We start from the raw sequence: 23907 nt of genomic DNA, 5'->3' as shown, positions 1-23907 counted from the left end.
GATGGAGCCTTCCTTGGGCGTCGGCCCCTGGGGAGTCCAGTTGTCGATGATGAGCTGGTTGTTGACCCACACGCGGGTGCCGTCATCATTGTTGGTGCGGAAGCTATAGCTACCACTCACCGGGGCCTCTACCTGACCGGTCCATCGGACGGAGAACTCATCGGCATTGACCACACCGGGCTGGGGCGAATCCGTATTCCAGAAGAAATTGATAGTCGGGTCCAGCCGGGAAAGCACCGGCGTGCCTGATAGTGACGTATTGTTGTAATAATTTCCCGTCAGACCTGAGCCGCCCGTAGCTACCGTGATCGTAAACGTTACGGTGGCTGAGAGGCCAGCCGGATCAATTGCACGGACTGTTACGGTACTGGTACCACCCGTAGTAGGTGTCCCCGAAATCGTCAGTCCTTTTGCTGAGAGGCCGGCCGGTAAGTTGGTAATCTGGTAGGTTAGCTGGTCGCTGTTGGGGTCGGTGAATGTATTGAAGGGGATCGTATACGTAAAGCTACCACCCGGAACCGCACTTTGGTTTGGAATACTGCCGGCTGCCACTGGGGCCTGATTGCCGTTCGTCTGAAAGGCAGGCTGATAGGGTGTGACTGTCGCCAGAAAAGATTCGGTAATAACGTCTGCCCACAATTGAGCCGCCTTGGTTTGGCCACCGCTGTTAAGATGAACATCGTCGTAGCGGTCTGAAGGCGTCAGCCCAGTGTCATAATCCGGACCAGCCAGGTTGTTGCTGCTTTGGGCCACCCGATCCTGCACCTGCCGAATGTGGTGCTGCGGATTCGTGTACAGATAGGGGGTATGCCGGTTGATAACCGCTTTCAGGGAGAATCCCAGCTCCTGACGAGCTTTATTCAGAAAGCCGTTGTACCAGCCCGTGACTTCGTCCACGTTCGTGAATGGGTAGTCGTTCTGACCATGATCCACCAGCACCGCCCGAACGCCCGTTTGCGGTACGTACTTCTCCAGCGTATTTTTCAGGTTTCTGTAGGGCATCTGAACGGAGGCATCGACAAAATAGTGGTCGAAATAAATGTTCTGGGACGATTTGTACCACATATCAATGTTGGTTCCCCCGTAGGCTGTCTGATAGATCGCTACGGGTACATTGTAGCGCTGGGTCAGAATCTCGGCAAAGCGGGACCAGAAATAAGGCTGTACCCCGTTTGTTGAGGGAACAACATTGCCGTACTGCGCAAACGTATTCAGAAGCTGGCTGGGGTCCGATATAACCTGATACAGCGGATTGTCGGGTGGCATTGGTACGGCGCTGGCACGGTCCTCGTTAGAATAAGGAATGGAATAGCTTTGGTCGCCATGCGCCACCGAGTGACCGGCTATGATGAAGACTTCTCCAACGCCAACCCGGTCGACCCGGAACGTACCCCGGTTGGTTTCCAGGATGAGTTCATACCAGCCACCGGGTACATTGGTCAGCGCCCCCGAAAAGCTGCCGTTGCTGATAGGCAGGCTGGTTGACCCAACCTGGCCGCCCGTCTGACGCGAAACCAGTCGGGCGCTGATGGAAGTAACCGTACCATCGACCTGACCGCTGATGGGGATGGTGGCCGTGTTGCCGGTACTACGCTGGTAAACGATGCGATTAAGCGGACGGGAAATGGTTACCTGAGCCAGCGTCGTGGTGATACACAGTAACCATGCCGATAAAATAAGTAGAGAGCGGGACATACAGATTGTCAGAAATTTTCAGATACTCGTTACGGTATGAGCGTAGTTAGTTAGGCTTGTGTTGAGAGAAAGTTCGGTGACTTGCAGGAAAAGCGCAGTGCCGGATAGCTGGATAGGGGCTATGTTTTAATAACCAATCGGCAAAGGCAGGTTGGTGCAGGCCCAAATCCGTTGGAGAAGCGTAAAAATTTTTCAAAAGAAACGTTACGGTTGGCAGAGACTGCAAAATTAGCCACAAAAAGGCACATAAACAGATGAAAAGCAATATAGCAGCCTACCGTTCGCTCAAAAGGGAGTAAAACTTTAAGATGTAAAATACTACATCCTACGAATTACTACTGGGTTATAAAGTAAACGAAAATGCCCAGCAGGACGGTCCGACGTCTCAGTGCTGGGCGTTAAAGTGGTCCCGCCGGGAATCGAACCCAGATCTAAAGTTTAGGAAACTTCTATTCTATCCGTTGAACTACGAGACCATAAAAAACCTGCAAGTGTAAGCACCTTGCAGGTTCTCAGACGCAAAATACTAAAAAATTCGTCATATGCCCAAACCGTCGGCCGTATCCTTGTCCTCCGAAAATTGGGAGAGGGGAATGTCCAGCCAGTTGGGGTAGATGGTATAGTGCTTCTCCCTCACAATCCGGAACAGCAGCTCGCGTAGCTCGTCGATGTTCTCGCGCTTCTCGGCGGAGATAAAGACGACGTGTTCCGCTTTCCGGGTCAGGTATGTTTTCTTCAGGTATTCCAGCGCGGTTTGCTTCCGCACGGCCACCGGTACGGCTTCGTCGGGAAAGTTGCTTTCCTCCCAGTGCTCGTGCTGCGCCATCCATTCTTCTTTCGGCTCAAACTGATCCATTTTGTTAAAGACCAGAATCGTCGGCTTGTCACCCGCGCCGATCTCGGTGAGCGTATCGCTGACAACCTCGATCTGCTCCTCAAACGACGGATGCGATACATCCACCACATGTAGCAGAATATCGGCTTCGCGTACTTCGTCCAGCGTCGATTTAAACGATTCGATCAGCGTAGTGGGCAGTTTGCGGATGAAACCAACGGTATCGGTCAGCAGGAACGGGATGTTACCCAGCACTACTTTCCGTACAGTAGAGTCTACGGTGGCAAACAGCTTGTTTTCGGCAAAGACATCGGCTTTGGCCATCGTGCGCATCAGCGTCGATTTTCCCACGTTGGTGTAGCCCACCAGCGCCACGCGCACGAGCCGGTCGCGCTCTTTCCGACGAGTGATGCTTTGCTTGTCGATCTTCTCCAGCTTTTCTTTCAGAAACGCAATGCGATCCTGCACAATCCGGCGGTCGGTCTCGAGTTCCTTTTCCCCCGGACCACGCATCCCCACGCCCCCTTTTTGGCGGCTCAGGTGGGTCCACATCCGGGTCAGACGCGGGTACATGTACTGATACTGCGCCAGCTCTACCTGCAGCTTGGCCTGGGCCGTCTGCGCCCGTTGCGAGAAAATGTTCAAGATCAGCAGGCTTCGGTCCAGTACTTTAATTTCCTGGAAAGCCTGTTCGAGGTTGCGTACCTGCGAAGGGGTCAGGTCATCGTCGAAAATAATGCAATCGACCGGGTTATCGATAATAAAGGTTTGAATCTCTTCGAGTTTGCCTTTGCCGACAAACGTGCGGGTGTCGGGTCGTTCCAGTCGCTGAACAAAGGATTTGACCGTAACAATGCCGGAGGTCTCCGCCAGGAAAGCAAGTTCATCGAGGTATTCCTGGGTTTTTTCGGCTGACTGCTTCTGCGTTGTCAGGGCGACCAGCACGGCGGTTTCGGGCGGTTTATGGGTGTCGATCATGTACTGATATAATAAGTATCGGAAGAAAGATAACGGCCGTATTTTACAAAAAGTTTCGGATTAATGTACAGCGGATTGGCAAGCCGCTCATGTAATTTAGGCAAGTGGATTGGTAATCCGATGTACGGGTATCGACCGTTTACTCAATCGCCGGGCTGAGTTCACAAACAAATTTTTACCTTTGTACGGATAACGCTATACGACTGATGTTTACCATCTCCCGCTAAGGTCCGGTTCCGGACCCCACCTCTGTCTCCCGTCCGGCCCTGCGCCGACGGTTTCCTCATTTCTATTTTCCGGCTGTGATGCCGCCCAATCAGTCTTTTCATCAATGAAAGAGTTCGTACAGTTATTCCTGTCCGCCCTGCGCGGCAGCGAAAGCAATTTTACATCCGGCAGTATCAACCGCGCTATCTTTCTGTTGTCGGTGCCCATGATCCTGGAGATGGTCATGGAGTCCTTGTTTGCGGTTGTCGACGTATTCTTCGTCGCCCGCATCGGCACCGAAGCCGTGGCCACCGTTGGCCTGACCGAGTCTGTGTTGACCCTGATCTATTCCATTGCCATCGGGATAAGTACGGCGGCCACGGCGCTGGTAGCCCGCCGGGTGGGTGAGGGGCAACCCGAAGAAGCCGGTAAGTCGGTGGTGCAGGTAATCCTGGTATCCCTGGCACTGGCCGTGCTGATGGGGCTGCCCGGTGTGATTTTTGCCGAAGATATACTGCAACTGATGGGCGGTGACCCGCGGCTGGTCGCTAACGGCTCCGGTTTTACCCGGCTGATCTTTGCCAGTTCTCCGGCCATTATTCTGCTGTATACGCTCAGCGGAGCTTTACGCGGGGCCGGTGAGGCTTCTATAGCCATGCGGGCGCTGTGGATTGCGAATGGCGTAAATATCATCCTGTGTCCGCTTCTGATCTTCGGCTTTGGACCTGTACCGGCTTATGGGGTCATCGGCTCGGCTATGGCCACCACCACCGGTCGTTCTGTGGGGGTGCTGTACCAGCTTTATGCCCTCACGCGCAACCACCGGTCGGTGCGGGTGAATCTGAGTCGGCTGGTACCGGATATGGACATTATCCGGAATCTGCTCAGTCTGGCGGCCGGCGGTACGGCGCAGTTTCTGGTGGGATCGGCCAGCTGGATCTTCCTGACGCGGATCCTATCCACGTTCGGCAGTGATATTGTGGCCGGGTATACCATCGCCATCCGGATTATTATCTTTACCATTCTGCCGTCGTGGGGCATGGCCAATGCGGCCGCTACGCTGGTGGGGCAGAATCTGGGCGCGGGCGAGCCGGGCCGGGCAGAGACGTCGGCCTGGCGGGCGGCCTTTTATAACATGCTGTTTCTGGTGATGGTGGGGATTGTGTTCTTTACCAGCGCTACCGAGATTGTTGGGCTTTTCAACCGCGACGCCCGGGTGATCGGCATTGCCGTGCAGTGTTTGCAAATCTTCTGCCTGGGCTATGTGTTTTTCGCCTACGGTATGGTGATCAGCCAGTCTCTGAACGGAGCCGGTGATACCCGGACGCCGACGCTCATCAACATCTTCTGCTTCTGGGTAGTCGAGATACCGCTGGCGTACTTTCTGGCTAACACGGCCGGCTGGGGACCACCGGGCGTATTCTGGTCTGTGGCCATCAGCGAATCCCTCCTGGCCGTTATTGCCGTACTGGTATTCCGGCGCGGCCGCTGGAAAACGGTGCAAGTCTAGTGTAAGGAGTGACTAAGCAAGCGCCCCAACGTTTGCTTAATCACTCCTTATTCACTTCCAGCAGGGCATTTCGGCCTGCTGGACGAGGGCTTTGCGGTTTTTGCCGTCGGCATCCATGGTCATGATCGCGCACTTATTGGCGTCATGATTGTCAGCGTTGGTGAAAATGATTTTAGCGCCGTTAGGTGAAAAGCGGGGGTCCAGGTCATTGGTACCCTCTTCCTTGTAGCTGGTTGAACTGGTCTTACTGGCGGAGAGATTTGTTGTTGTCTTTTTCGCGATGTCGTACAACAGAATCTGCGAATCGAGCTGACGACCCTGCCAGTCCTGAAGCGCAGCAAAGTCAGTAGCAAAGAGCAGTTTGGTTCCGTCGACCGAGAATACCGGATTGCTGATTCGGTTGCTGTTGCGGACAAACACGGTGGTGGTATCGTTTCCACCCGGCGACATCAGCATAATACGGCTGTTGTATACGCTGTAACCGGTCAGTCGGGCGGCAATGCGGTTGCCCTGTGATGTCCAGTCGCAGCCGGCAAAGAAAGCGCCGGTTGAGAGTTCAGCAACCTGCCGTAGTCCGTTGCCGTCGGTATTTACGGCAAAGAGCCTGTTGTTGCTGGGGTACAGTAGCTGGGTACCGTCCGGCGACCAGCAGAACGACAGATCCAGCGGCATCAGACCGGCAATGGGGGTAGACGTTACCCGGTGCAGGTCACTACCGTCGCGGTTCATCAGAAATATGTGCAGGTCGGTCTGACTGTTGGAAATAAAAGCGATCCGCTTCCGGTCCGGGCTGGCCACTGGTCGCCAGTTGCTGCCTTTGTGCGTCAATTGAATTTCTACGCCGGTGTCATTGGCCGTAAAAATCTGGTAGCGGTCGTTTACCTTCTTTGCGTATACATAAGCCAGATCAGGAAACGCCATCGTGCAAAACCGCCAGATTTTGCTGTATACCTCGTTGCTGCCGTCCGATACCTTCACTTGCCACGTATACGTGCTGCCGTAGCGGAGCCCTTTTACGACCAGCGAATCGGCTTTGACGGCGGTAAATACCTGGGGGGCATCCGGACTGCCTTCCCGAATGAGGGTGATGTCATAAGACAGCGGGTCCTTGTCCGGGTCGGTCGATTGCCACTTCAGCGTTACCGTCGTTGGGGCAGTAGAGGCTTCGCCGGTTGGATTCATGGCGGTTGGCTCGGTTGGCGGGCGGTCGTTGTAAGACAGGTAAAGCAGCGTGGTGGCGGCCATACGTTTGATGATTTCTACTGTTTCTGACCGGTCCTGATAGCCTTCCTTGGTAGCCTGAACGGTGTATTTCCCGGCCGCAATGGTATCCATTCGAAAATGACCAGTGGTATCCGTCCTGGCGATGCGGCCCAGCGGACTCAGGCGAACGACCGCTTTGCTGACCGGCCGGCCGGTTTTTTTGTCGATCACCTGCCCGGTTACCATACCATGGCCTACAGGTTCAACGGTAAAATCTTCGTTACAACCCCAGATCAGGGTCAGCAGGAGTGTGGTCAGGAGGAAGCTGGCAACTGGTTTCATGGCTGTTGCTGGTTGATTGGTAAAAAGGTAAGTGGCTTATTTTCGGATAGGGAGCGGGTAGTGGGCCGAGCGGCCGAGGTAAAACGACAGGCCGACGGAGCCGCGCAGGTAGTAGTCGTAGTAGCGCCCATAAACCATATCGTCCAGGGCATCGGTCAGCGGTTGCTGGTATTCCAGCATGGTACGCAGGCCGATTTTATTGGTAAGTGCAATCTCCGTGCCCATGCCGCCGTTCAGCAGCAGGTGACGCTGCCCTTTTACCTCTACCGGTAGGGTGCCTGCCCGGCACGCGATCAGGCCTATACCAGCGTATAGAATGGGGGTAATGCGTCGGAACGGTAAGGAGCGATACACAAGGTTCCCCTGGAGGCTGCTGACCGGACAGCTAAATACCTGATCGCTGCCGAGCGTGCCGGTGCCGGCGTTTACCTGGAGCCCAACGTGTCTGGTGAGGTACACATCGGCAGCCAGCCCGTAGCCGGTGCGGATACCCTGCGTTGCGTAATCACCGTGGTAGCGCCAAGCCGCTACGTATGGGTGTATGGTCAGCCGGGAGGGCTCTACCGTGTTACGGGCACCGTATACGTCGGTCTCGCTCATTTCCTGCTTTTCGCGGGTATACGCTGCCAATGCTTGCTGCGCCTGATCTGCCGCTTTTTCGTCAATACCCCAGAGGCCATCCTGAATCCCCTCCAGCACCAGAGCCTGCACCGCCTTTTCGATGGCTTCCGTGACGGCCATCTGCGAAGGCTCATTGGTGGCGTAACCGGTCTCTGCTTCCAGAAGTCGTTTGAAACGCACGTAGCGGAAGATACCGGCATCGACAGCCTGCGACAGCAGCGTTTTGGAGGTGTACACTGTCTTCAGGATTTTACCGGATTTGGTGGCTACGGCCCGTAGGTACACCGTCACCCGGTCCTGGCGGTATTGACTGGAGCCGCCGGTACCGAAAAAGCGCAGCCCTGCCCCGCCCGTGATGGTATTAACATCGTACGAGACGATACCCCCTTCCAGAATAACGCCGGCGAACAGCAGGGGCGGTAAGTTTTCTCCTTTTTGCTGATACTGCGCCATGCTGCGTTGAATAATCAGGCGTTCATTCATCAGGTTACTGACGTTCTCGCGTTCGATAGGCACAAACCAGCCGCTTTCTTCCAATGCCTTCAACAGGATATTGGTAGTTCCCTGAGAGACGGCTGTCGACCAGTTACCGCCGGTTTCGGAGGGTTTGTACTGGCCGGTCTGGTCCCGGAACTTGTATACGGCGGTTACGATTTTTTCCTTTGGAGCGGGCAGTTTGCGAAGTTCCGGAGTGATGGTGGTTTCTTCCCCTAAGCGGGCCGACTGAGTGCGCGTTGGTTGATTAAAATAGGCGCTGCATCCGGTCAGCAACGATAAAGACGTAAGCAGGAGAACCCCCTGCATGGCTGATAGACGTAACATGGCTAATCGGGTTTAATGCGTCTGTGATGCTGAGGTGGAAGATCAGAAGTAAGGAACTGTGATGGTGCTTTCACCACCTTTGCCGTCGGTAACCCGGATCAGAATGCCTTCGGCCGAGTTGGAAATTACCACCTGCATATCACCGAACTGATAGGTGCCTTCCTTCAGCCCCTCTTCGCTGAACTGTTTATCGATCAGGTCGCGGGTGATGCGGCTCATCAGTTGTCGTTGCAATGACTCCGTCATCTCCTCAACGAGTGATCGCTTCGTAGAACCCAGCCCCGTCGGGTTCCTGGCGGCATTAGGATCTTTAAACGTATCCTGTGCCTGGGCTGAGCTCATTAACCAGTTATAGTTAAAGGTGTTGCCGCCAAAGGCCGGGTTCATGGGCCGGTAGGTGAGACCCTGGGCCTGAGCCGTGTAGGTGCCCAGCGAAAGAAGGAGAAGGATGAATAGCTTTTTCATATACAGTTGGTATTGAGTGTTGTTCCGACTGTATATCTGCCGCTGCGGCAGGAGGTTAACAGGGAAGAGAAAAAATACGCGTGCAGACGGGTCCGCTGGGTGATAAAGAACGGTCAGTGACCAGTAATTCTTTATACCTGAGCGGACCCGTCTGCACGCTTACTTGTCAACCCCTCTGTTTAGCTGCTGACGGAGTTTCTGGGAACTGAACAGCGCTTCGCGGATAACTTCTACCGCCTGGAGAGTTGCCTCTTCCAGTATTTCGTAGCGGGCCTGCACAAATTGCTGCCAGACGGGCTGATCATCCAGACGGATCAGAATCTGACTGGCAGTGCCGGGGGCGGGAATCTCTTCAATGGTGATAATAACCCATTCGCCATCAACCAGTGTTGCCGATAAGGACATTGCCTGGGTTGTGTCGGGCAGGGCAGATGGAGCAGCCCAATGCCTGTAGAACAGATCGTAAAAGTCCCGTCCTGCTTTAGTGCGGGAGTTGTCCAGAATCAATGTAGTACCCGTAGGTTCCCTGAGGGCGAACTCTGCGAGCATCCGGGCTACATCCGGATCGCCTTCCGCGCTGGAGTTCTGGCAAACAGCCAGAAAAGGCATTGCCGTCAGGAGTAGAGCCAGAATCGCTTTCATGGTATGAAGCCGTTTTTGATGACAAGTTGCATACCTCCTGTCTGCTCAATGCGCATGGGCACACCACTGGCCGGTGAGCCGCCATCCTGAACCAGCAGGTTATTATTGCCCCGCTGCAGCACGTCTAACACGCTATTGTTTTGCCCCGACCACCACTGGGCCCGATTGTTGTCGCCCTGCTGCGCAAAGGAGTATTGGTTGTCAGAGCCGGATAAGTCCAGGTCCAGCACGTTGCTGGCACCCTGCTGTTGCAGACTGACCTTGTTACCGGTGCCGGAATCGCTATACCGGATTTGATTAAGCTGACCGCTTTGTAACAGGATAACCTCGCTGGTCGTCGGGGTGGTCCCATTTCGCTGCATACCTGGCTGGTTGAAGAAGATCTCGGTCTGGGCTGAGGCTATTAGCGGCAGGAGACCAAACAGGAGGAGAAAAGCACGTATCATAGTCTTTGCGGTTATTTGTTGCTCCGGAAAAAGCGTCAGTCCCTGTGCCGACAGGGACTGACGCACCGGTTTAGTTCAAAGAACCCTGCGTTACGGTAGCGATGTTGTTGTTGCCGGTCTGACCAATCCGCAGCAAATTGCCATCTCCGGTTTGAGACACCGTCATCACGTTGCCGTCTCCCTTCTGAGTGGCAAAATATGGATTAGCCGATGACTCAAGGCCCCATAATGTGTTGCTGGTTCCGGTCTGTGATACAGTAGCTATGTTAGACGACCCTTCTTCCTGCCAAAGTCTGGCTTCGTTAGTATTACCCTGCTGTGTGATGCTGATCTGGCTATTATCGCCATAGTAATGATAGGCACTGGCAATGTTCTGATTGCCCGTTTGGCTGACGCTTATCTGATTGTTACTACCCGAATACGATAAGACTTCTCCAGTGTTGCTGTTTCCGGTCTGCGTCAGACTGAGTTGGTTGTTAGAACCGTAATACGCATCGACATATCCACGGTTATCGTCTCCAGTCTGTATGTGCGTGACTACATTGTAGCTGGTATTTGAGGAGTAAGACAGCCCCTGGTTGCGGTTACCCGTTTGCATAAGACTGACCTTATCGCCATAAGCCGACTCTGATGAAGCGGCCCCCGAGTTATTACTACCCATCTGGGTAACCACGGCCTCACTGTTTGTGCTATAGAATGAATAGGCAGCGCCATAGTTGTTACTTCCGGTCTGGCTAACGTTTGCCTTGTTGTTACTGCCGTAGGAGGAGAACGCATAGCCGGCGTTATTGTCTCCTAACTGGCTAACACTAATCTGGTTTGCATCGCCACTAATGGATGATGCCTGACCCGTGTTGCCATTGCCGGTCTGCGTGACAGTAGCATCGTTTAAAGACCCGTACAACATAATTTCACTCTGATTCCCATTGCCGGTTATCGAGAGGTTGCCTTTGTTAGTATTACCATACTGGTTGACTGAGGAAATATTGTTATCACCCATTACAGAAAGTGAGCCCGTGTTAGCGCTTCCCTGCTGAATGACCGGAGCCTGATTGTTGTTACCGGCCTGGTTTATCGAAAACGTGTTTGACTGGGCGTATACAACAGACATACTTCCAGCCGCCAGGAGTGAAAGAATTACCTTTTTCATACTAATTGACTGTTTAAGAAATAGTGGTTGAAACAAATTGGATTAGGGCAGTTGGCTCTGTGTCACCGAAGCCATGTTGTAACTGCCATACTGGTAGATGCTGCTCTGGTTGAAATTACCCGTTTGGGTCAGACTGGCCATGTTGTTGCCACCATATCCCTGCGACTGAATGCTGCCGTAATTGCTGTTTCCTGATTGCACGATGCTCAATTGATTGTGGCTGCTGTAGTTGGCAAAAACATTTCCGGTATTGGCATTACCGGTTTGCGAAACACTCAGCTGATTGTAGCTGCCTTCGTTAGCCGTGGCCGAGCTTTGGTTGCCGTCTCCGGTTTGGGTGATGATAGCGGAGTTACTGTTGCCGTAGAAAAACAAGGCTTCCCCGTAGTTCCAGTCACCGGTTTGCTTCACCGTGGTGACGTTGTTGCTCCCCTCACTGCCACCCGCTACACCAATGTTGTGATTACCCACCTGCTCAACAATAGCTTCGTTCTGATTGCCCCAACCGGAAACACCCACCGCTACATAGTTCTCATTGCCCGTTGTGGAGACGGTAGCCTGGTTGCTGTTTCCTTCCTGGACAAAATACGTCGAGTTGTCGTTGCCGGTAACCATAACCGACCCGGTGTTGCCGTTACCCTTCTGGGTCATTGGCGGTTGGTCCAGGTCGTTGTAATTACCCGACTGGCTCACCGATAGCTGGTTACTCGATCCCAATTGGGAAATCTGAGACTGGTTGCTGTTGCCGGTCTGGCTGAGCGATACTGTGTTCGACTGAGCGCGGACAGCGTGAATGGACCCTGCCGCCAGGATAAATACCAGTAATTTTTTCATGATTTAAGGAATTGATGTGACAAAAAAATTTAGCCATACGTATGCAGCCTGTATATCTGCGGAACCAGAGGAGGTTAACAGGAATGGCAGAAATTTTGAAAAAGTAGTGCAGTCCGGGAACGGCCGGTAGAAAAAAGGGTGGCGGCAACTGATAACCTGAAGCAGAGAAAACGGATAAATAACCGAATGGTCCTGAGTTGCCGCATACATAGGCTGCTTATCCGTTGTGCAGGCCTGTTTAGTTGATTTTTGCCGTATAAATAGTTACCTATGCTTTACCGGTAACAACTAAAGCCGGTTTGTATGGCAACCGATGCTGATAACCCTTGTTCTAACTTCGAACAGGAAAATCAGGAGTTTTACCAGGCACTTGTCAGCGGCCACCAGCCGGCCTGGGAGTGCCTGTATATCAAAGCATACCGGAGTTTTATTCCGTATGCGAGACAACGCAGCCGGATTTCGGAAGACGACGCGCTGGACATTCTCCAGGAAGGGCTGGCGGAGTTTGCCATTAAGCTGAAAAACGGAAAGTACCTCTATCAGGGAAAGCCCGTAACCGCGTATGTCTTCACAGTATGCCGCAACCGATGGGTGAGCTTTATGAAGAAACATACTATGCTAAAGGGAGAGACCTATGTGGAGACGGCCGCCGATGACGACGATACACAACCCGGACATGATCAGCCGCACCCGGTGTCGGTCTTCGGCCGGGACGACGATCCGGACGAGGATGAGCCGGCCGGTGAGCCAGGTGGTCGGGATGCTATCTGGGAAGATACCGAAGTGGACTGGGAGGCTGTTAACCGGGCATTTGCGGAAGTTGGCGATGATTGCCGGACCATGCTGCACTGCTTCTATGTGGAAGAAAAATCCCTGGGTGAGTGTGGTGCCCGGATCGGCTTACAGGAGAATTCCGCCAAGGTAAAGCGATTTCGGTGCGCTCAGCGTATGAAAGCCCTCTACACCCAATATAAACGTGACTAACGCAAACGGGCTGGACCGTTTGGTTCAACTCTCTAACCTCAAACGATCATGCAATTATCGGATGAACTCCTGGAGCAAATAAATGCCTACCTGTCGGGTCAGATGACAGCCGTGGAAAAGGAGCAGTTCGAGGATCGCATCCGGCAGGATACCGATCTCCGGGAGGAGGTGGCCACGCAGCGGGAGATTAAGCAGGGTCTGGCCATGATGGCGCAGAAACAACGGTTTTCGCAGATGCATACCGACCTGCAAAAACGAGGGCTGCTCGACAGGACCGACAGTTCCGGAGCGTCGGCCCCTTTTGATGCGGCCGGGACACCGAAGGTGGTACCGTTCCCGGCCCGGCGAACCCTGTTTCAGGCCAATTGGCGCTATTGGGCAGCGGCTGCTTCGGTGGTGTTCCTGGTGGGCCTTGGCTGGGTATTTTTCCGGGGCCAATCGGGCGGCCAGCCGCAATTGGCGCGTAACGAGCAGATTTTCGACTCCAATTTCTCGACCAGTCTCAAAGCGGCTCCCGCTACGTCCGCTGATCCGGACCGGTTGGGGGCTCCCGATAGCGGCCCGTCCGTTACGCAGGATTCAGTCCGGTTGCAGGAGGCTGTAACGGCGCTTCAGCAGGGCCGGACGCAGGCCGCAATTGAGCGGCTTACACCGCTTGCGCAGTCGACACCGGGGCACTGGAGCGCCAGCGCCCGGTGGTATCTGGCCCTGGCGTACCTGCGTAACAACCAGCGCAGCGAAGCAGAACAGGCACTGAACCAGATTGCTGCCATGAACGGCCATCCGTACCAGCAGGAGGCTAAAGCCGTTATCAGGCAGTTAAACGAGTCGGCGCACCATGAATAGCGTGAGGGCCACCGGCTTTATGATCCCCTTACTGGTTGGCTGCCTGCTGGTCCGGCCATCGGTAGCGCAGCATACCACTAAACCCGGTATGCTGCTGGACGATGAAGCGTATGAGCAGATACCTTACCAGGAGATTGTTACCAAGGTGCCCCTTCCACCCCGGATTTCCTTTGAATCCTACTGCCCGTCTGTCCAGAAGCAGGGATCATACAGTACCTGCGTCGGCTTTGCCTGCGGCTATTACCTGCGTACCATTCTGGAAGCTAAACACAAACAGATTACCGACAAGGTTCGCATCAACCAGCTTGCCTTCTCCCCGAGCTACCTCTACGAAAAAGCCAAATCGGAGCGCGATTACGCCTGCACCGAAGGCGTTTACCTGTCTAAGGCATTCGATGTGCTGAAAGGCGTAGGAGTAGTGCCGTTTAACAGCTTTCCGTACCCGGCATGTGGGCAGGAGACCGTAACTGCCGACGCAGCGGCCGCCCGCTTCCGAATCAGGGACTACGAGCGGTTGTTCAGTGTCGGGGATGAGGAGCAGAAAAAGATTCAACGGATCAAAACTACGTTGGCGGAAGGCAGCCCGGTGGTGGTGGGCATGGTCATACCAGAGTCATTTCTGTCGGCCGGTAAACGATGGGAGCCCGCTCCGGGCGACAACCCGGCCGATAAGCGCCTGCCGGGTCATGCCCTGTGCGTTGTAGGGTATGACGATACACGCTACGGTGGCGCGTTTCGGGTAATCAACAGCTTTGGCACAGGCTGGGGCGATAAGGGCTTCTGCTGGATCATTTACCGCGATATGGTCCGCTTTACCCGCTATGGGTTTGCCATCAGCGAACTTTAATTCTTCTGCGTAACCGGCCGGGTCGTAATCTGAATCTGGTCTTCGGCTACCGAACGCCCGCTCTGGGTGCATCTGGCCGCTTTAATTACCTCCTCGATACGGCCGACCAGCACATCATTATCGGGTTCTTTTCGCATGTATAGGGTCCGGTTGGGCGTAGTGGGTATGGGGCAGAAGGGCTCGCTGGCGGCATACGCCAGCAGGTACTCAGTACCGAACGGTTCTGCACAGACGATCGGGGCGTTGGGAGCGATACGGATAAACTGATTCTCCTGACCAGGCCGAATTTCAAAATCATTTTCCATCACGGTCTTGGTGCTGTCGGCGAGGATATAAACAAGCCTCAGGTGGCAGGGTCGGTTGACTTTGGCTTCAATATAAAATGTATTGCCCTGCAGGAACTCGACGCCCGTACGCCCGCGACTGGTCCGGAGTTCCACCGTCAGGGGAGCTGTGGCCGGTGAACCTTCCGGAATCGAAACTGGCTGCACGTTTACGGCATACGTTGACACATGGTGCCTGTGCCGCGGAACTTTGTAGTGGCTCAGCCATTGACCGAGTGCGGTCTGCGCTTCGCCCAGCAGGTTGTCCCAGGTAATGGGTTTGTTGGCCCGGCCGACATTTAACAGCGCTTCATCGAACGCCCGCGTATAAAAACTGCCTGAGTCCGGATGCGCACACGCTACCTGAGGGGGCTGGCTGCTCGCGATCAGCACGTCGCCCCTGACGTTCAGAAATAAGCTTTGGTAGATCAGGGTCAGAGAATCTGGAGTCGGCAGCACTGGGCCGGGGCGTTTTTTTACCGTGCCCCTGTAAAGATACCGGTTGCAGCAATCACCCAGGGTAACGCATAAGTGTGGACGCTTGCTTTTGATAGTCTCGTGAATGGCAGAGAGGTCCGGATTATGTTCGAGCTGTTGCTTCTCCAGCATGAGGTACGGAAAACGGTCGCTGCGGCCAGGGGTGTTATAACCGTGCCCGGTATAATACAGAAACACTATATCGTTGGGAGAGATGGTCAGTTGCCGGAGTACTTCATCAACCTGTTTGCGGCCGAAAGAAGGACCGGCTATAAGCTGTTCCTTTATCGAATACTTTATGGAAGAGGCTATACGGGTAAATTGCTGGCGCATAGTAGCGATATCCCGGCGGCAGGCCTTTGTCAGGTCTGCGTCCAGCGTATCGGCAACAATTATGGCATGAAAGGTTTGCGCCCGCGCGCCGGAGCCACCCGGCAGGAGTAGTCCCAGCAACATGGGCAGTATTCCCTTCATATAGCGCCAATCTCTGTTACCTCTCATCGGTATAGCACGTAGGTCATTGCTAATTCTGCCCTGCTTTTTCCTTCAGGGTTCCCAGATCCTAATTCGCTCTCAAAAAATAAAATCTTCCCCGCAGGTCACCCTCGTGGTAGGGCCGCTGGTAATATCCCCGCTCCTGTAGTCCCTGATCGATCAGATCAGGTAGGTCATACAGGTCTACGTTCGGCTTGTTTATGTGCTTGACCAGTTCACTGGTAAACAGGCCGTTTTGTTCGTCGCCATCGTCTGCTGTTTGTCCGGGTCTGGTTGCGTACATAATATAGGTGCCAGTGGCCGGATGCATGGGCGCGTATACCCGATCGTCGGGACCCCTCCGCCACGACCGGTACGGGTTGTTCCGGCAGGCATCCCAAAAGATCAGGTTGGTACCGTTGCGGTTGGCATCTTCCATTCCGGCGATGAGCTGGTGCATGGAATAGCATTTAAAGCGGACATCCGATTCTCTGGCCGGATCAGCATCGACCGGTTGCAGGTAATTGTCTCCGTTTACCATCAGGCCGTGGCCGGCGTAGTAAACCAGCCCGATGTTGTTACCGCTCAGGGAACCTAAAAAGTCGCTAATCGTATTTTCCAGCTCCTGGAGGGGTAGGTTCTCTTTGTAGGTGACCGTAAACCCAAGGTTCTCCAACTGGGTTTTCATCAGCCGGCCATCGTTAACTGGGTTCTTCAGCGCCTGTCGTTTATAAGTGCTGTTGGCCAGGACCAAAGCCAGCCTTTTTTGCGCGGCCGGCTGGAGTGCCGTCGGCGATTTTTCGACCAGGAAGGTGATAATACGCAACTCGGATGTGGTGGTGCCGACGCTGTTCGTGGCCTTGATGAGCAGTTCATTGGTGCCCGGAGCTAACTGGAGGTCGGCGGTAATCTCCTGGCCGCACACCACCCGTTTGTAGCCACGCTGCAGGCCACCAGCCGGTCTGCCATTATGCAAAACCTGATAGGTCAGCACTGTATCGGCGGACTGAATACAGGCTTTTACCGTAACAGCCGCCTGGGTGACGGTAGTACGAATCGCTTCGGGTGCCTTCCAGGCGATCACCGGTGGTGTTTTGCTGATAGACACCCAGTTGCTTTGGGCGGAGCTAACGGTTGCGGTGCGCTGACCAGCTACCGTGCCTGTCAGCAGCAGACCTGTGAGTAAAAGAAAAAGTGTTTTCATAAGATAGCCCTCAGAACGTGAACTGAACGCCGGCAACCGCAGTGTGACCGAGATAATTTAAAACTACCTGCGGTTTCTCGCGCGGTTGCCGGTTACGCCTGCCTTTCAGAAAGGTATATACGACATCGGCTACCAGAACAGCCGCAGCCGCCCGCGTACTAACCAAATAATGGCGACGCAGCCGAGCCGACTCCTGATAGAACGGCTCAGCTTCCAGGGCCGAGAGCTGGGCGGTATAGCGCTCATACTGCCGGTTGGAACGGCCCCGCTGGATCAATCCATACGTCAGTAAACCGGCGTAACCCACCGTTATCAACGGACGCAACCCAATTTGTCGGTTCGGCTGCACCAGGATATTGCCCACCCCCGGCAGCAGAACGGACACGAGCGCATTGGCCGGTCCTCCGCCCGCCCGAACGCGGTCGACAGACACCGTTATCCGGATCTGTTCTTTATCGGTAATCGTTATACCATCGAGCCGGTAATCCCAATAGATGGTTTTGTTATGGCCGGGTGTTACTCCCTTCCCGGCATCACCGGTAACGGTTCTGGCGTTCAACCGGCCACGGCCGCTGCTCTCCACGTTTATAAATATAGAATCAGTCGGGAGGTTATCAGCCACATCATACAAAATTTTGGCTCTTGTCGCATCCAGTTCAACCCGGACGTTCGATACCCTGGCACGCTGTCCGTGGGCAGCCTTCGGCGTGAGAGCGATCAGGAACAAACTAAAGAGCAGATAGGAGGTAAGCGCGTTCACTTGTAATTTTGGTAAAGTGACAAAATTTCTGCTTCGGTCAGCGCCCGATTATAAATACGAATATCGTCCATCGAACCATCCAGGTAGTTGTAATCTGAATCAGCCGCCGATTGTACGCCAAATCGCAGACTACCAGCCGAACAGTTGTCAATGGGCAGGTCAGGAAGATTCATATTTACGGCTTTCTCTACACCGTTGATATACAATTTTCCAACTCGCCGGTTAATGGTACTGACAAAATGATACCATTGATTTAACCGCAACGTAGGCTCGTAAAGATAGACAAAGTCAGTGATGGGCTGTTCTCTGGTACAGGCCCGATCCTGGTTGGCATCCACAAGGAGCTGAAATCCCGGATCGCTGGATGCCTGGGGTGCTCTTGGCGGTCTGATAAAGGCGCTGTATTGTTGATTGGTGTTGTCGGAAAAGGTTGATTTGTTAAAAATATGACTGGTTGAGGTAATGCTTTTAAATTTGATCCAGAGGCTGATGGAAATTGACTCCGGACGAAGGAGCGGGCTATCGGCTATCTCAAAATAATCATCCACCCCATCAAGTTCCAGGGCGTTGTTATTTCTGCCGAGCGGGTCCTGGCCAAGTTTGGCTCCATTGATGAGTTGCCCATGCAATTTATTGCCGCTATGGTCTTCACTGGTGCCTGGAAACGGGTAGTAGGCGATCAGCGGAAACTGAGCGCGGGGAGGGCTCCACTTTTCGCAGCTAATGGTAAACAAAAGCAGAAGGAAAACCGAAGCCTTCAGATAGCGTCTGCTCTGCCTGTGAATATCCATACCGGTGTAGATATATGCGATTCTAACGTCAAAAGAGTAGTAAAGTAGTTGAAAGATAGTAGTTTACCTAATCATTTGGCCTGTTTTTTGTCCGAAATTATGCAAACGGTAAAACTGGATTTGCTTGTGCATTTTTTAGCCGGCTATTTCAATGTGGGTAGGTACCCGGCCGACGAACAGGGCGGTGTTTTCCGGCCTTCAGACCGGCCGGTTGGGCGCATCGGGCTGGCCGTTGAGCCCTGGCCGGGACTGAACGACTGGCTTATACGCCACCAGCCCGATGCGCTTTGGATTCACCGCCCCTGGAAACTCGACCTGTCCGCTTTGCCTGTCGGTCTGAGCATCCTGTATCACCATCTGCCGTTTGACGAACACCTGACGATGGGATTCAGTCGCCCAATAGCTAAAGCTTTTCAATTGGACAGTTTGGAGGAGATTGGTTACAAACAGGCTCCCAGCTTACCGGCCCGGCCTATTGGCATGATCGGGCGGGCTGTTGAATCTTCATTACAGCATTGGATCAGCCTGATAACTAACGAGTTTGGTGGGTTTGACTCCATCAGTGAAGGTAGTCATTCGCTGATTAGCCGGGTAGCGGTGGTGGGAGCCATGAACGAGGCCTTGATCCGCGAAGCCGCCGACCAGGGGGTACAGCTTTATCTGACGGGGCAATACCGTCCCTCGGCCGGCCGGGCAGTTGCCGAGACGGGAATGAGCGTCATTGCTGTGGGACATGGCCGGAGCGAAGCCTGGGGGCTGCGGGCGCTGGCTGGAATTTTACAGGAAGGGTGGCCGGAACTGGAAGTGGTGGTGTCCGGGTGACAGTTAGAGGTCTCAGTAGTTTGCACTCGGTCAGGACCAAAAGGGCTAAACTCATGCCGGCCAAACCTCGTGTTCACCCTGGCAAAAACACCCTTTGTCGGAAATTCTTTCATTTTGCCGGATAAGTAAGGTAGCTTTAATGGGTAAAGCGCTGCTTACTTGGTAATCTTAAGTTTGGTTTAAAAAGTATGTAGACAGAGAAACAAAGCGTATGACCTTGATTCGAAAGTTATTCAGGCGTGGGTGGGAGGGCTGGCTGCTGTCTGTTCTGGTCTGCATGATGATGGTGTACGGCGTAAGCGGCATCATCTATTTTACCCTGCGGATGACCGATACGGCAAACCCATTCAGCAATACTTTTTTGGCTGTACTGATCAGTAACTTTGCGAATGCACTGGTTGTAATCGTATGTTGCTTTTTTTACGGGTGGGTCTCGCCCAAAATCAACGTTCCCTGGGTACGTCATGTATACCTCACGCTGATTGTGGCTGTGGCTGTCTTCGTTGTGAATGGTTTTCTGTGGCCTCTCTGGCTATCGGATCTGATCCGTACCAATACCGGCCGGGTTGAGGTCAGTACAAACGGTTCATGGGCCTATATGCTGGCCCCGCTGCTGGTAGCCAATATCTTTTATTATTTTCAGCGGCAGGCGCAGACGTTTACCCGTAAAATATCGGAACAGGAATACCAGTTGCTGCACCTCGAAAAACTGAAAATTAGGGCAGAGCTGGAAGCCCTTCAGGCCAAGATTAACCCGCATTTTCTCTACAACGCGCTTAACTCCATCGCCAGCCTGGTTCATGACGATCCCGACCGCGCCGAGCGGATGGTGCTTCTGCTGTCCAAACTTTTCCGGTATACGACCGGTCTGAAGGATAAGTATTTCAGCTCCATCGCGAATGAACTGGAGATGGTACGGACGTACCTGGAAGTGGAGCAGGTGCGTTTCGGTGACCGGCTCTCTTACCGCATTGACATAGCCGATCAGTCCCTGACCGAACTACCCATCCCGCAGTTTCTGCTGCAGCCGCTGGTCGAGAATGCCATTAAGCACGGGATCGCAAAGGTGGCCGGGCCGGGCGGCATCATCATCCGGATCCATGCCGAAGATGGGTGGCTTACCCTGCGCATTCACGACACCGGGCCGCCGTTTCCCGAGCAGTTGGTGTCAGGCTATGGCTTGCAGAGTGTTCAGGACAAACTGCGCCTGTTATACGGCAACGACGGCCATATGCTGGTTCATAACCAACCCTTGAAGGAGATAATAATTCAATTAAAAACAGACCGCCTGACATCGGTTGGACTGGCAGATCTGGCTTCGGCCGGTAACCCGGTTCCAGACCTAAAAACCGATACGGTTCAATTACCAAACCTATCTTAGCCATGCCGACTTTCCCGTTACGTACCTTGCTGGTTGACGATGAGCCGCTGGCTATCAACCGGCTCCGGCGCCTGCTAAAAGCCTACGCTGAAACATTTGACATTGTGGGGGACGCAGCCAATGGGGCTGAAGGACTTAGGGCGGTTGAGGAACTGCGCCCGGATCTTGTTTTCCTGGACATTGAGATGCCGGGCCTGAATGGTTTCGAGATGCTGGCGCGGTTAAGCCACATGCCGCAGGTCGTGTTTGCTACAGCCTTTGATGAATACGCCGTTCGGGCCTTTGAGGAAAACTCCATCGATTATCTGCTCAAACCGGTTGAACCCGAGCGGCTGGAAAAAACCGTCCAGCGAATTCGAAACGCGCAACAGTCTCCTACGGCCACCGCTCCCGATTTGCGGTACATGCTTGACCTGCTCAAGCCCAAAAAAGAATTGCATTCGATCTCGGTCAAAAGCGGAGAACGTATTCTACTGATTGCGCTGACAGATGTCAGCTATTTTGAAGCGGAGGGTAAGTATGTGTTGTTAAATACCGTTGACAGCCAGCAGTACCTGACGAACTATACCATTACATCGCTGGAGGAGAAGTTACCCGATACCTTTGTGCGCGTGAGCCGGTCCGTTGTCCTGAATACCCGTTGTATTAAAGAGATTCAGCGGTACATGGGTGGCAAGTACCTGATTGTGCTGCGGGACAGAAAAAGCGCCCAGATCATCACCGGTAATACCTTTCATGACAACCTGCGGGAATTGTTAGAATTGTGAAATGTTGTTTCAGGTGTCAGGTTCCAGGTTTCATGTTGAAAACGACTAGCCCAGCATGAAACCTGGAACCTGGCACTTGAAACAACTTATTTCGCGTAGGCGACAGATCGCATCTCCCGGATCACCGTTACTTTGATCTGGCCGGGGTACTGCATTTCCTTCTCAATTTTCTGCGAAATTTCAAACGACAACGCATTGGCGCGATCATCCGTTACATGATCGGCATCAACCATGACGCGCAGTTCGCGACCGGCCTGAATGGCGTAGCACTTGGTGACGCCGTTGAAGTTCATGGCCAGTTCTTCCAGTTCCTTCAACCGCTTGATGTACGATTCCATCATTTCCCGACGGGCGCCCGGCCGTGAGCCTGAAATGGCGTCGCATACCTGAACGATGGGGGAAATCATGGTGGTCATTTCGATCTCGTCGTGGTGGGCACCGATGGCGTTACAGACTTCCGGATGCTCCTTGTATTTTTTGGCCATCTCCATACCCAGAATCGCGTGGGGGAGTTCGGCCTCTTCATGCCATACTTTACCAATATCGTGCAGCAGACCGGCCCGCTTGGCGAGTTTGGCGTTTAGTCCCAATTCGGCGGCCATGGTCGCGCAGAGTTTGGCCACTTCGCGGGAGTGCTGGAGCAGGTTCTGACCATACGATGACCGGAAACGCATCCGGCCTACCATCTTGATCAGTTCAGGGTGGAGACCGTGGATACCGAGGTCAATCACCGTCCGCTCGCCAATCTCGACAATCTCGTCTTCGATATTCTTGCGGGTTTTAGCGACCACCTCCTCAATGCGGGCGGGATGAATACGGCCGTCCTGCACCAACCGGTGCAGCGACAACCGGGCTATTTCCCGGCGCACCGGATCAAATCCGGAAATAATGATGGCTTCGGGGGTATCGTCTACAATGATTTCAACGCCGGTTGCGGCTTCCAGTGCCCGGATGTTGCGGCCTTCGCGACCAATTACTTTGCCTTTGATATCGTCGGATTCGATGTTAAAGACCGACACGCAGTTTTCAATGGCGTGTTCGGTAGCCGTTCGCTGAATGGTCTCGATTACGACTTTCTTGGCTTCTTTGGTAGCGGTCAGTTTAGCTTCTTCGACGATGTTCTTTACGTACGAAGACGCTCTGGATTCCGCTTCCGCTTTCAGCGCGTCGATAAGTTGTTCGCGGGCCTGTTCGGCGGTCAGGTTGGCTATTTTTTCCAGCTGTTCAACCTGTTGAGTGCGCATCCGTTCGGCTTCTTCACGCCGTTTGTCGGCTTCCTCTTTGCGTTTGTTGGCCGCTTCAATCTGCTGATTCAGGGTGTTGCGCTGCTGCTCCAGTTCAGTCTCCCGGCGCTTGTTCTGCTCCAGCATCTGATTCAGCTGCTGTTCGCGCTGTTTCAGTTTGTTTTCGTTCTGGAGGAGTATATTTTTCTTCTGATTCGAGTCTTTTTCAAATTCACTTTTCAGGTGCAGATACTTTTCCTTAGCTTCCAGAATCCGATCTTTCTTAATCGATTCTGCCTGTATTTCAGCGTTTTTAAGGATGGTGGCCGCTTTCTCTTCGGCTTCCCTCTCGCGTTTGCCAAACGCTTTATATAGTAATTTTCTGCCTACGTAAATGCCGACGCCCAGGGCCAGAAGGTCCGTTAGCAGCATCAGCCAGAATGTGTTGTCCATGTAACATATATCGTTTGGGTTGAACAATAAACCTTGTACAACCTGCCGATACAGCGTGTGTGAGAAGAACCGGGACGAAAAAGATGAATGCGCGGCTCGAGAGCCGGCGCTCGTGGCAGATGCGGGTTAGGCCGATAGGGTAGGTGTTATCGTTTGGTCCAGTTGAGTCATTTTGTCAAACACCATTTTTTGTAATCGTCGTGTTTGTTCGTCTCCTTTAAGCCGGGCCACCAGACAGTCGAGAGCAATCATAGCCAGAATATCCTGGGTATCTTTAACGCCCAGATCCCGATATTTCTGTATCTGCTCCCGAATGAGCTTACCGGCTTCCCGCAGAAAAATCTCTTCGTCGGGAAGCGTCTTTATTCCGTACTCTCTGTCGGCAACTTTGATGCGGATAGAAAGTTTCTCCATCGCTTCAGCCGGCTTCGCTGACAATTGTCACGGAGCCTTATTTGGTTTATGACAAGCTACTCAAATGAGCAATACACCGGTCTATCTCCCGTATATACTCGTCGAGCTTTCGTTTAATCTCGGTACTGTTGACTGTATCAGTCAGATTGTTTTGTACAATCTTACCAAAATCTTTTGGTTTTAAAAAGATTTGTGGTGATTCTACTGCTTTTTTTTGTAACTGTCTAAGTTGCGTTTGTTGCTCCTGAATCTTCTCCTCCAGGGCTGACTTCTCCAGTTCCAGTTGCTCAATACGTCGCCGGGCGTCGGCGTTAATACCCGCCAGCAGGTTGACCTTCCGCTCCAGGTCGTCCATTAACGCAAACAACTGAAACTCACTAAGCATAATTAA

Annotated in this window: 23 protein-coding genes and 1 tRNA gene; 7 read left to right on the top strand and 17 right to left on the bottom strand. The window is 53.4% G+C overall.

The genetic code is table 11. The features are described from left to right. The 3 genes from ABD949_RS19365 to hflX all read right to left on the bottom strand — a co-directional run. Positions 1-1695: PA14 domain-containing protein (locus ABD949_RS19365; RefSeq protein WP_345246032.1), on the bottom strand; the 1695-nt coding region annotated here is incomplete at its 3' end. A gap of 404 nt (positions 1696-2099) precedes the next feature. Next, positions 2100-2171: transfer RNA gene (locus ABD949_RS19360), tRNA-Arg, on the bottom strand. Positions 2172-2233: 62 nt separating this feature from the next. Continuing rightward, entirely contained in the window at positions 2234-3508 is a 1275-nt protein-coding gene (hflX, locus tag ABD949_RS19355) for a GTPase HflX (protein ID WP_345246030.1), read from the bottom strand. A gap of 331 nt (positions 3509-3839) precedes the next feature. Between hflX and ABD949_RS19350 the strand changes: the two genes are divergently transcribed. Next, positions 3840-5225, top strand: a complete 1386-nt coding sequence (locus ABD949_RS19350; RefSeq protein ID WP_345246028.1) for an MATE family efflux transporter — start codon at positions 3840-3842, stop codon at positions 5223-5225. Positions 5226-5276: 51 nt separating this feature from the next. On the opposite strand, the gene ABD949_RS19345 is transcribed toward ABD949_RS19350, so the two are convergent. The 7 genes from ABD949_RS19345 to ABD949_RS19315 all read right to left on the bottom strand — a co-directional run bounded on the left by ABD949_RS19345 (position 5277) and on the right by ABD949_RS19315 (position 11750). Further along, positions 5277-6770 carry a carboxypeptidase regulatory-like domain-containing protein gene (locus ABD949_RS19345; protein ID WP_345246026.1) on the bottom strand — a complete coding sequence of 498 codons (1494 nt, stop codon included), beginning with the start codon at positions 6768-6770 and terminating at the stop codon, positions 5277-5279. A 36-nt stretch (positions 6771-6806) separates the two neighbouring features. Continuing rightward, entirely contained in the window at positions 6807-8213 is a 1407-nt protein-coding gene (locus ABD949_RS19340; RefSeq protein WP_345246024.1) for a CsgG/HfaB family protein, read from the bottom strand. Between the two features lie 42 nt (positions 8214-8255). Then, positions 8256-8678 (bottom strand): curli production assembly/transport component CsgF, encoded by a 423-nt coding sequence (locus tag ABD949_RS19335; RefSeq protein ID WP_345246022.1) that lies wholly within the window; start codon positions 8676-8678, stop codon positions 8256-8258. A 159-nt stretch (positions 8679-8837) separates the two neighbouring features. After that, positions 8838-9320, bottom strand: coding sequence for a CsgE family curli-type amyloid fiber assembly protein (locus ABD949_RS19330; RefSeq protein ID WP_345246020.1), 483 nt, complete (start codon positions 9318-9320; stop codon positions 8838-8840). Continuing rightward, on the bottom strand, positions 9317-9766 hold the full coding sequence (locus ABD949_RS19325; RefSeq protein ID WP_345246018.1) for a hypothetical protein: 450 nt from the start codon (positions 9764-9766) through the stop codon (positions 9317-9319). The genes ABD949_RS19330 and ABD949_RS19325 overlap by 4 nt, the downstream gene beginning before the upstream one ends. A gap of 70 nt (positions 9767-9836) precedes the next feature. Next, positions 9837-10916, bottom strand: coding sequence for a hypothetical protein (locus ABD949_RS19320; protein WP_345246016.1), 1080 nt, complete (start codon positions 10914-10916; stop codon positions 9837-9839). A gap of 42 nt (positions 10917-10958) precedes the next feature. After that, positions 10959-11750, bottom strand: a complete 792-nt coding sequence (locus ABD949_RS19315; RefSeq protein WP_345246014.1) for a hypothetical protein — start codon at positions 11748-11750, stop codon at positions 10959-10961. 303 nt (positions 11751-12053) lie between these two features. On the opposite strand from ABD949_RS19315, the gene ABD949_RS19310 reads away from it, so the two are divergent. From ABD949_RS19310 to ABD949_RS19300, 3 genes are read left to right on the top strand one after another with little or no spacing between them, the layout of a single operon-like run. Beyond that, on the top strand, positions 12054-12734 hold the full coding sequence (locus tag ABD949_RS19310; RefSeq protein ID WP_345246013.1) for an RNA polymerase sigma factor: 681 nt from the start codon (positions 12054-12056) through the stop codon (positions 12732-12734). 48 nt (positions 12735-12782) lie between these two features. Further along, entirely contained in the window at positions 12783-13580 is a 798-nt protein-coding gene (locus ABD949_RS19305; RefSeq protein WP_345246011.1) for a tetratricopeptide repeat protein, read from the top strand. Then, a complete protein-coding gene (locus ABD949_RS19300; protein WP_345246009.1) occupies positions 13573-14427 on the top strand; it encodes a C1 family peptidase in 855 nt (284 codons plus the stop codon). The genes ABD949_RS19305 and ABD949_RS19300 overlap by 8 nt, the downstream gene beginning before the upstream one ends. Here the strand turns inward: ABD949_RS19300 and ABD949_RS19295 are convergent. The 4 genes from ABD949_RS19295 to ABD949_RS19280 all read right to left on the bottom strand — a co-directional run bounded on the left by ABD949_RS19295 (position 14424) and on the right by ABD949_RS19280 (position 18456). Beyond that, positions 14424-15701, bottom strand: coding sequence for a caspase family protein (locus tag ABD949_RS19295; protein WP_345246007.1), 1278 nt, complete (start codon positions 15699-15701; stop codon positions 14424-14426). The two genes, ABD949_RS19300 and ABD949_RS19295, sit on opposite strands and share 4 nt — an antisense overlap. Before the next feature lie 88 nt (positions 15702-15789). Continuing rightward, positions 15790-16905, bottom strand: a complete 1116-nt coding sequence (locus ABD949_RS19290) for a caspase family protein (RefSeq protein ID WP_345246005.1) — start codon at positions 16903-16905, stop codon at positions 15790-15792. Between the two features lie 10 nt (positions 16906-16915). Continuing rightward, positions 16916-17665, bottom strand: coding sequence for a hypothetical protein (locus ABD949_RS19285; protein WP_345246003.1), 750 nt, complete (start codon positions 17663-17665; stop codon positions 16916-16918). After that, complete coding sequence (locus ABD949_RS19280; RefSeq protein ID WP_345246001.1) at positions 17662-18456, bottom strand: LamG domain-containing protein; 795 nt, start codon at positions 18454-18456, stop codon at positions 17662-17664. The genes ABD949_RS19285 and ABD949_RS19280 overlap by 4 nt, the downstream gene beginning before the upstream one ends. A 99-nt stretch (positions 18457-18555) precedes the next feature. On the opposite strand from ABD949_RS19280, the gene ABD949_RS19275 reads away from it, so the two are divergent. The 3 genes from ABD949_RS19275 (at position 18556) to ABD949_RS19265 (ending at position 21426) form a co-directional block, all read left to right on the top strand. Then, a complete protein-coding gene (locus tag ABD949_RS19275) occupies positions 18556-19278 on the top strand; it encodes a Nif3-like dinuclear metal center hexameric protein (RefSeq protein ID WP_345245999.1) in 723 nt (240 codons plus the stop codon). 211 nt (positions 19279-19489) lie between these two features. After that, a complete protein-coding gene (locus ABD949_RS19270; protein ID WP_345245997.1) occupies positions 19490-20659 on the top strand; it encodes a sensor histidine kinase in 1170 nt (389 codons plus the stop codon). Between the two features lie 2 nt (positions 20660-20661). Next, a complete protein-coding gene (locus tag ABD949_RS19265) occupies positions 20662-21426 on the top strand; it encodes a LytR/AlgR family response regulator transcription factor (protein ID WP_345245995.1) in 765 nt (254 codons plus the stop codon). An 86-nt stretch (positions 21427-21512) separates the two neighbouring features. Here the strand turns inward: ABD949_RS19265 and rny are convergent, their stop codons facing one another. The 3 genes from rny to ABD949_RS19250 form a co-directional block, all read right to left on the bottom strand. Beyond that, positions 21513-23102 carry a ribonuclease Y gene (gene rny / locus ABD949_RS19260; protein WP_345245993.1) on the bottom strand — a complete coding sequence of 530 codons (1590 nt, stop codon included), beginning with the start codon at positions 23100-23102 and terminating at the stop codon, positions 21513-21515. A gap of 126 nt (positions 23103-23228) precedes the next feature. Continuing rightward, on the bottom strand, positions 23229-23516 hold the full coding sequence (locus ABD949_RS19255; RefSeq protein ID WP_345245991.1) for a cell division protein ZapA: 288 nt from the start codon (positions 23514-23516) through the stop codon (positions 23229-23231). A gap of 46 nt (positions 23517-23562) precedes the next feature. Then, complete coding sequence (locus ABD949_RS19250) at positions 23563-23901, bottom strand: hypothetical protein (protein ID WP_345245987.1); 339 nt, start codon at positions 23899-23901, stop codon at positions 23563-23565. Positions 23902-23907 lie beyond the last annotated feature (6 nt).

This window comes from Nibrella saemangeumensis (genome assembly GCF_039541915.1).
GTDB classification, from domain to species: domain Bacteria; phylum Bacteroidota; class Bacteroidia; order Cytophagales; family Spirosomataceae; genus Nibrella; species Nibrella saemangeumensis.
This window is presented reverse-complemented; position numbering and strand designations above follow the sequence as displayed.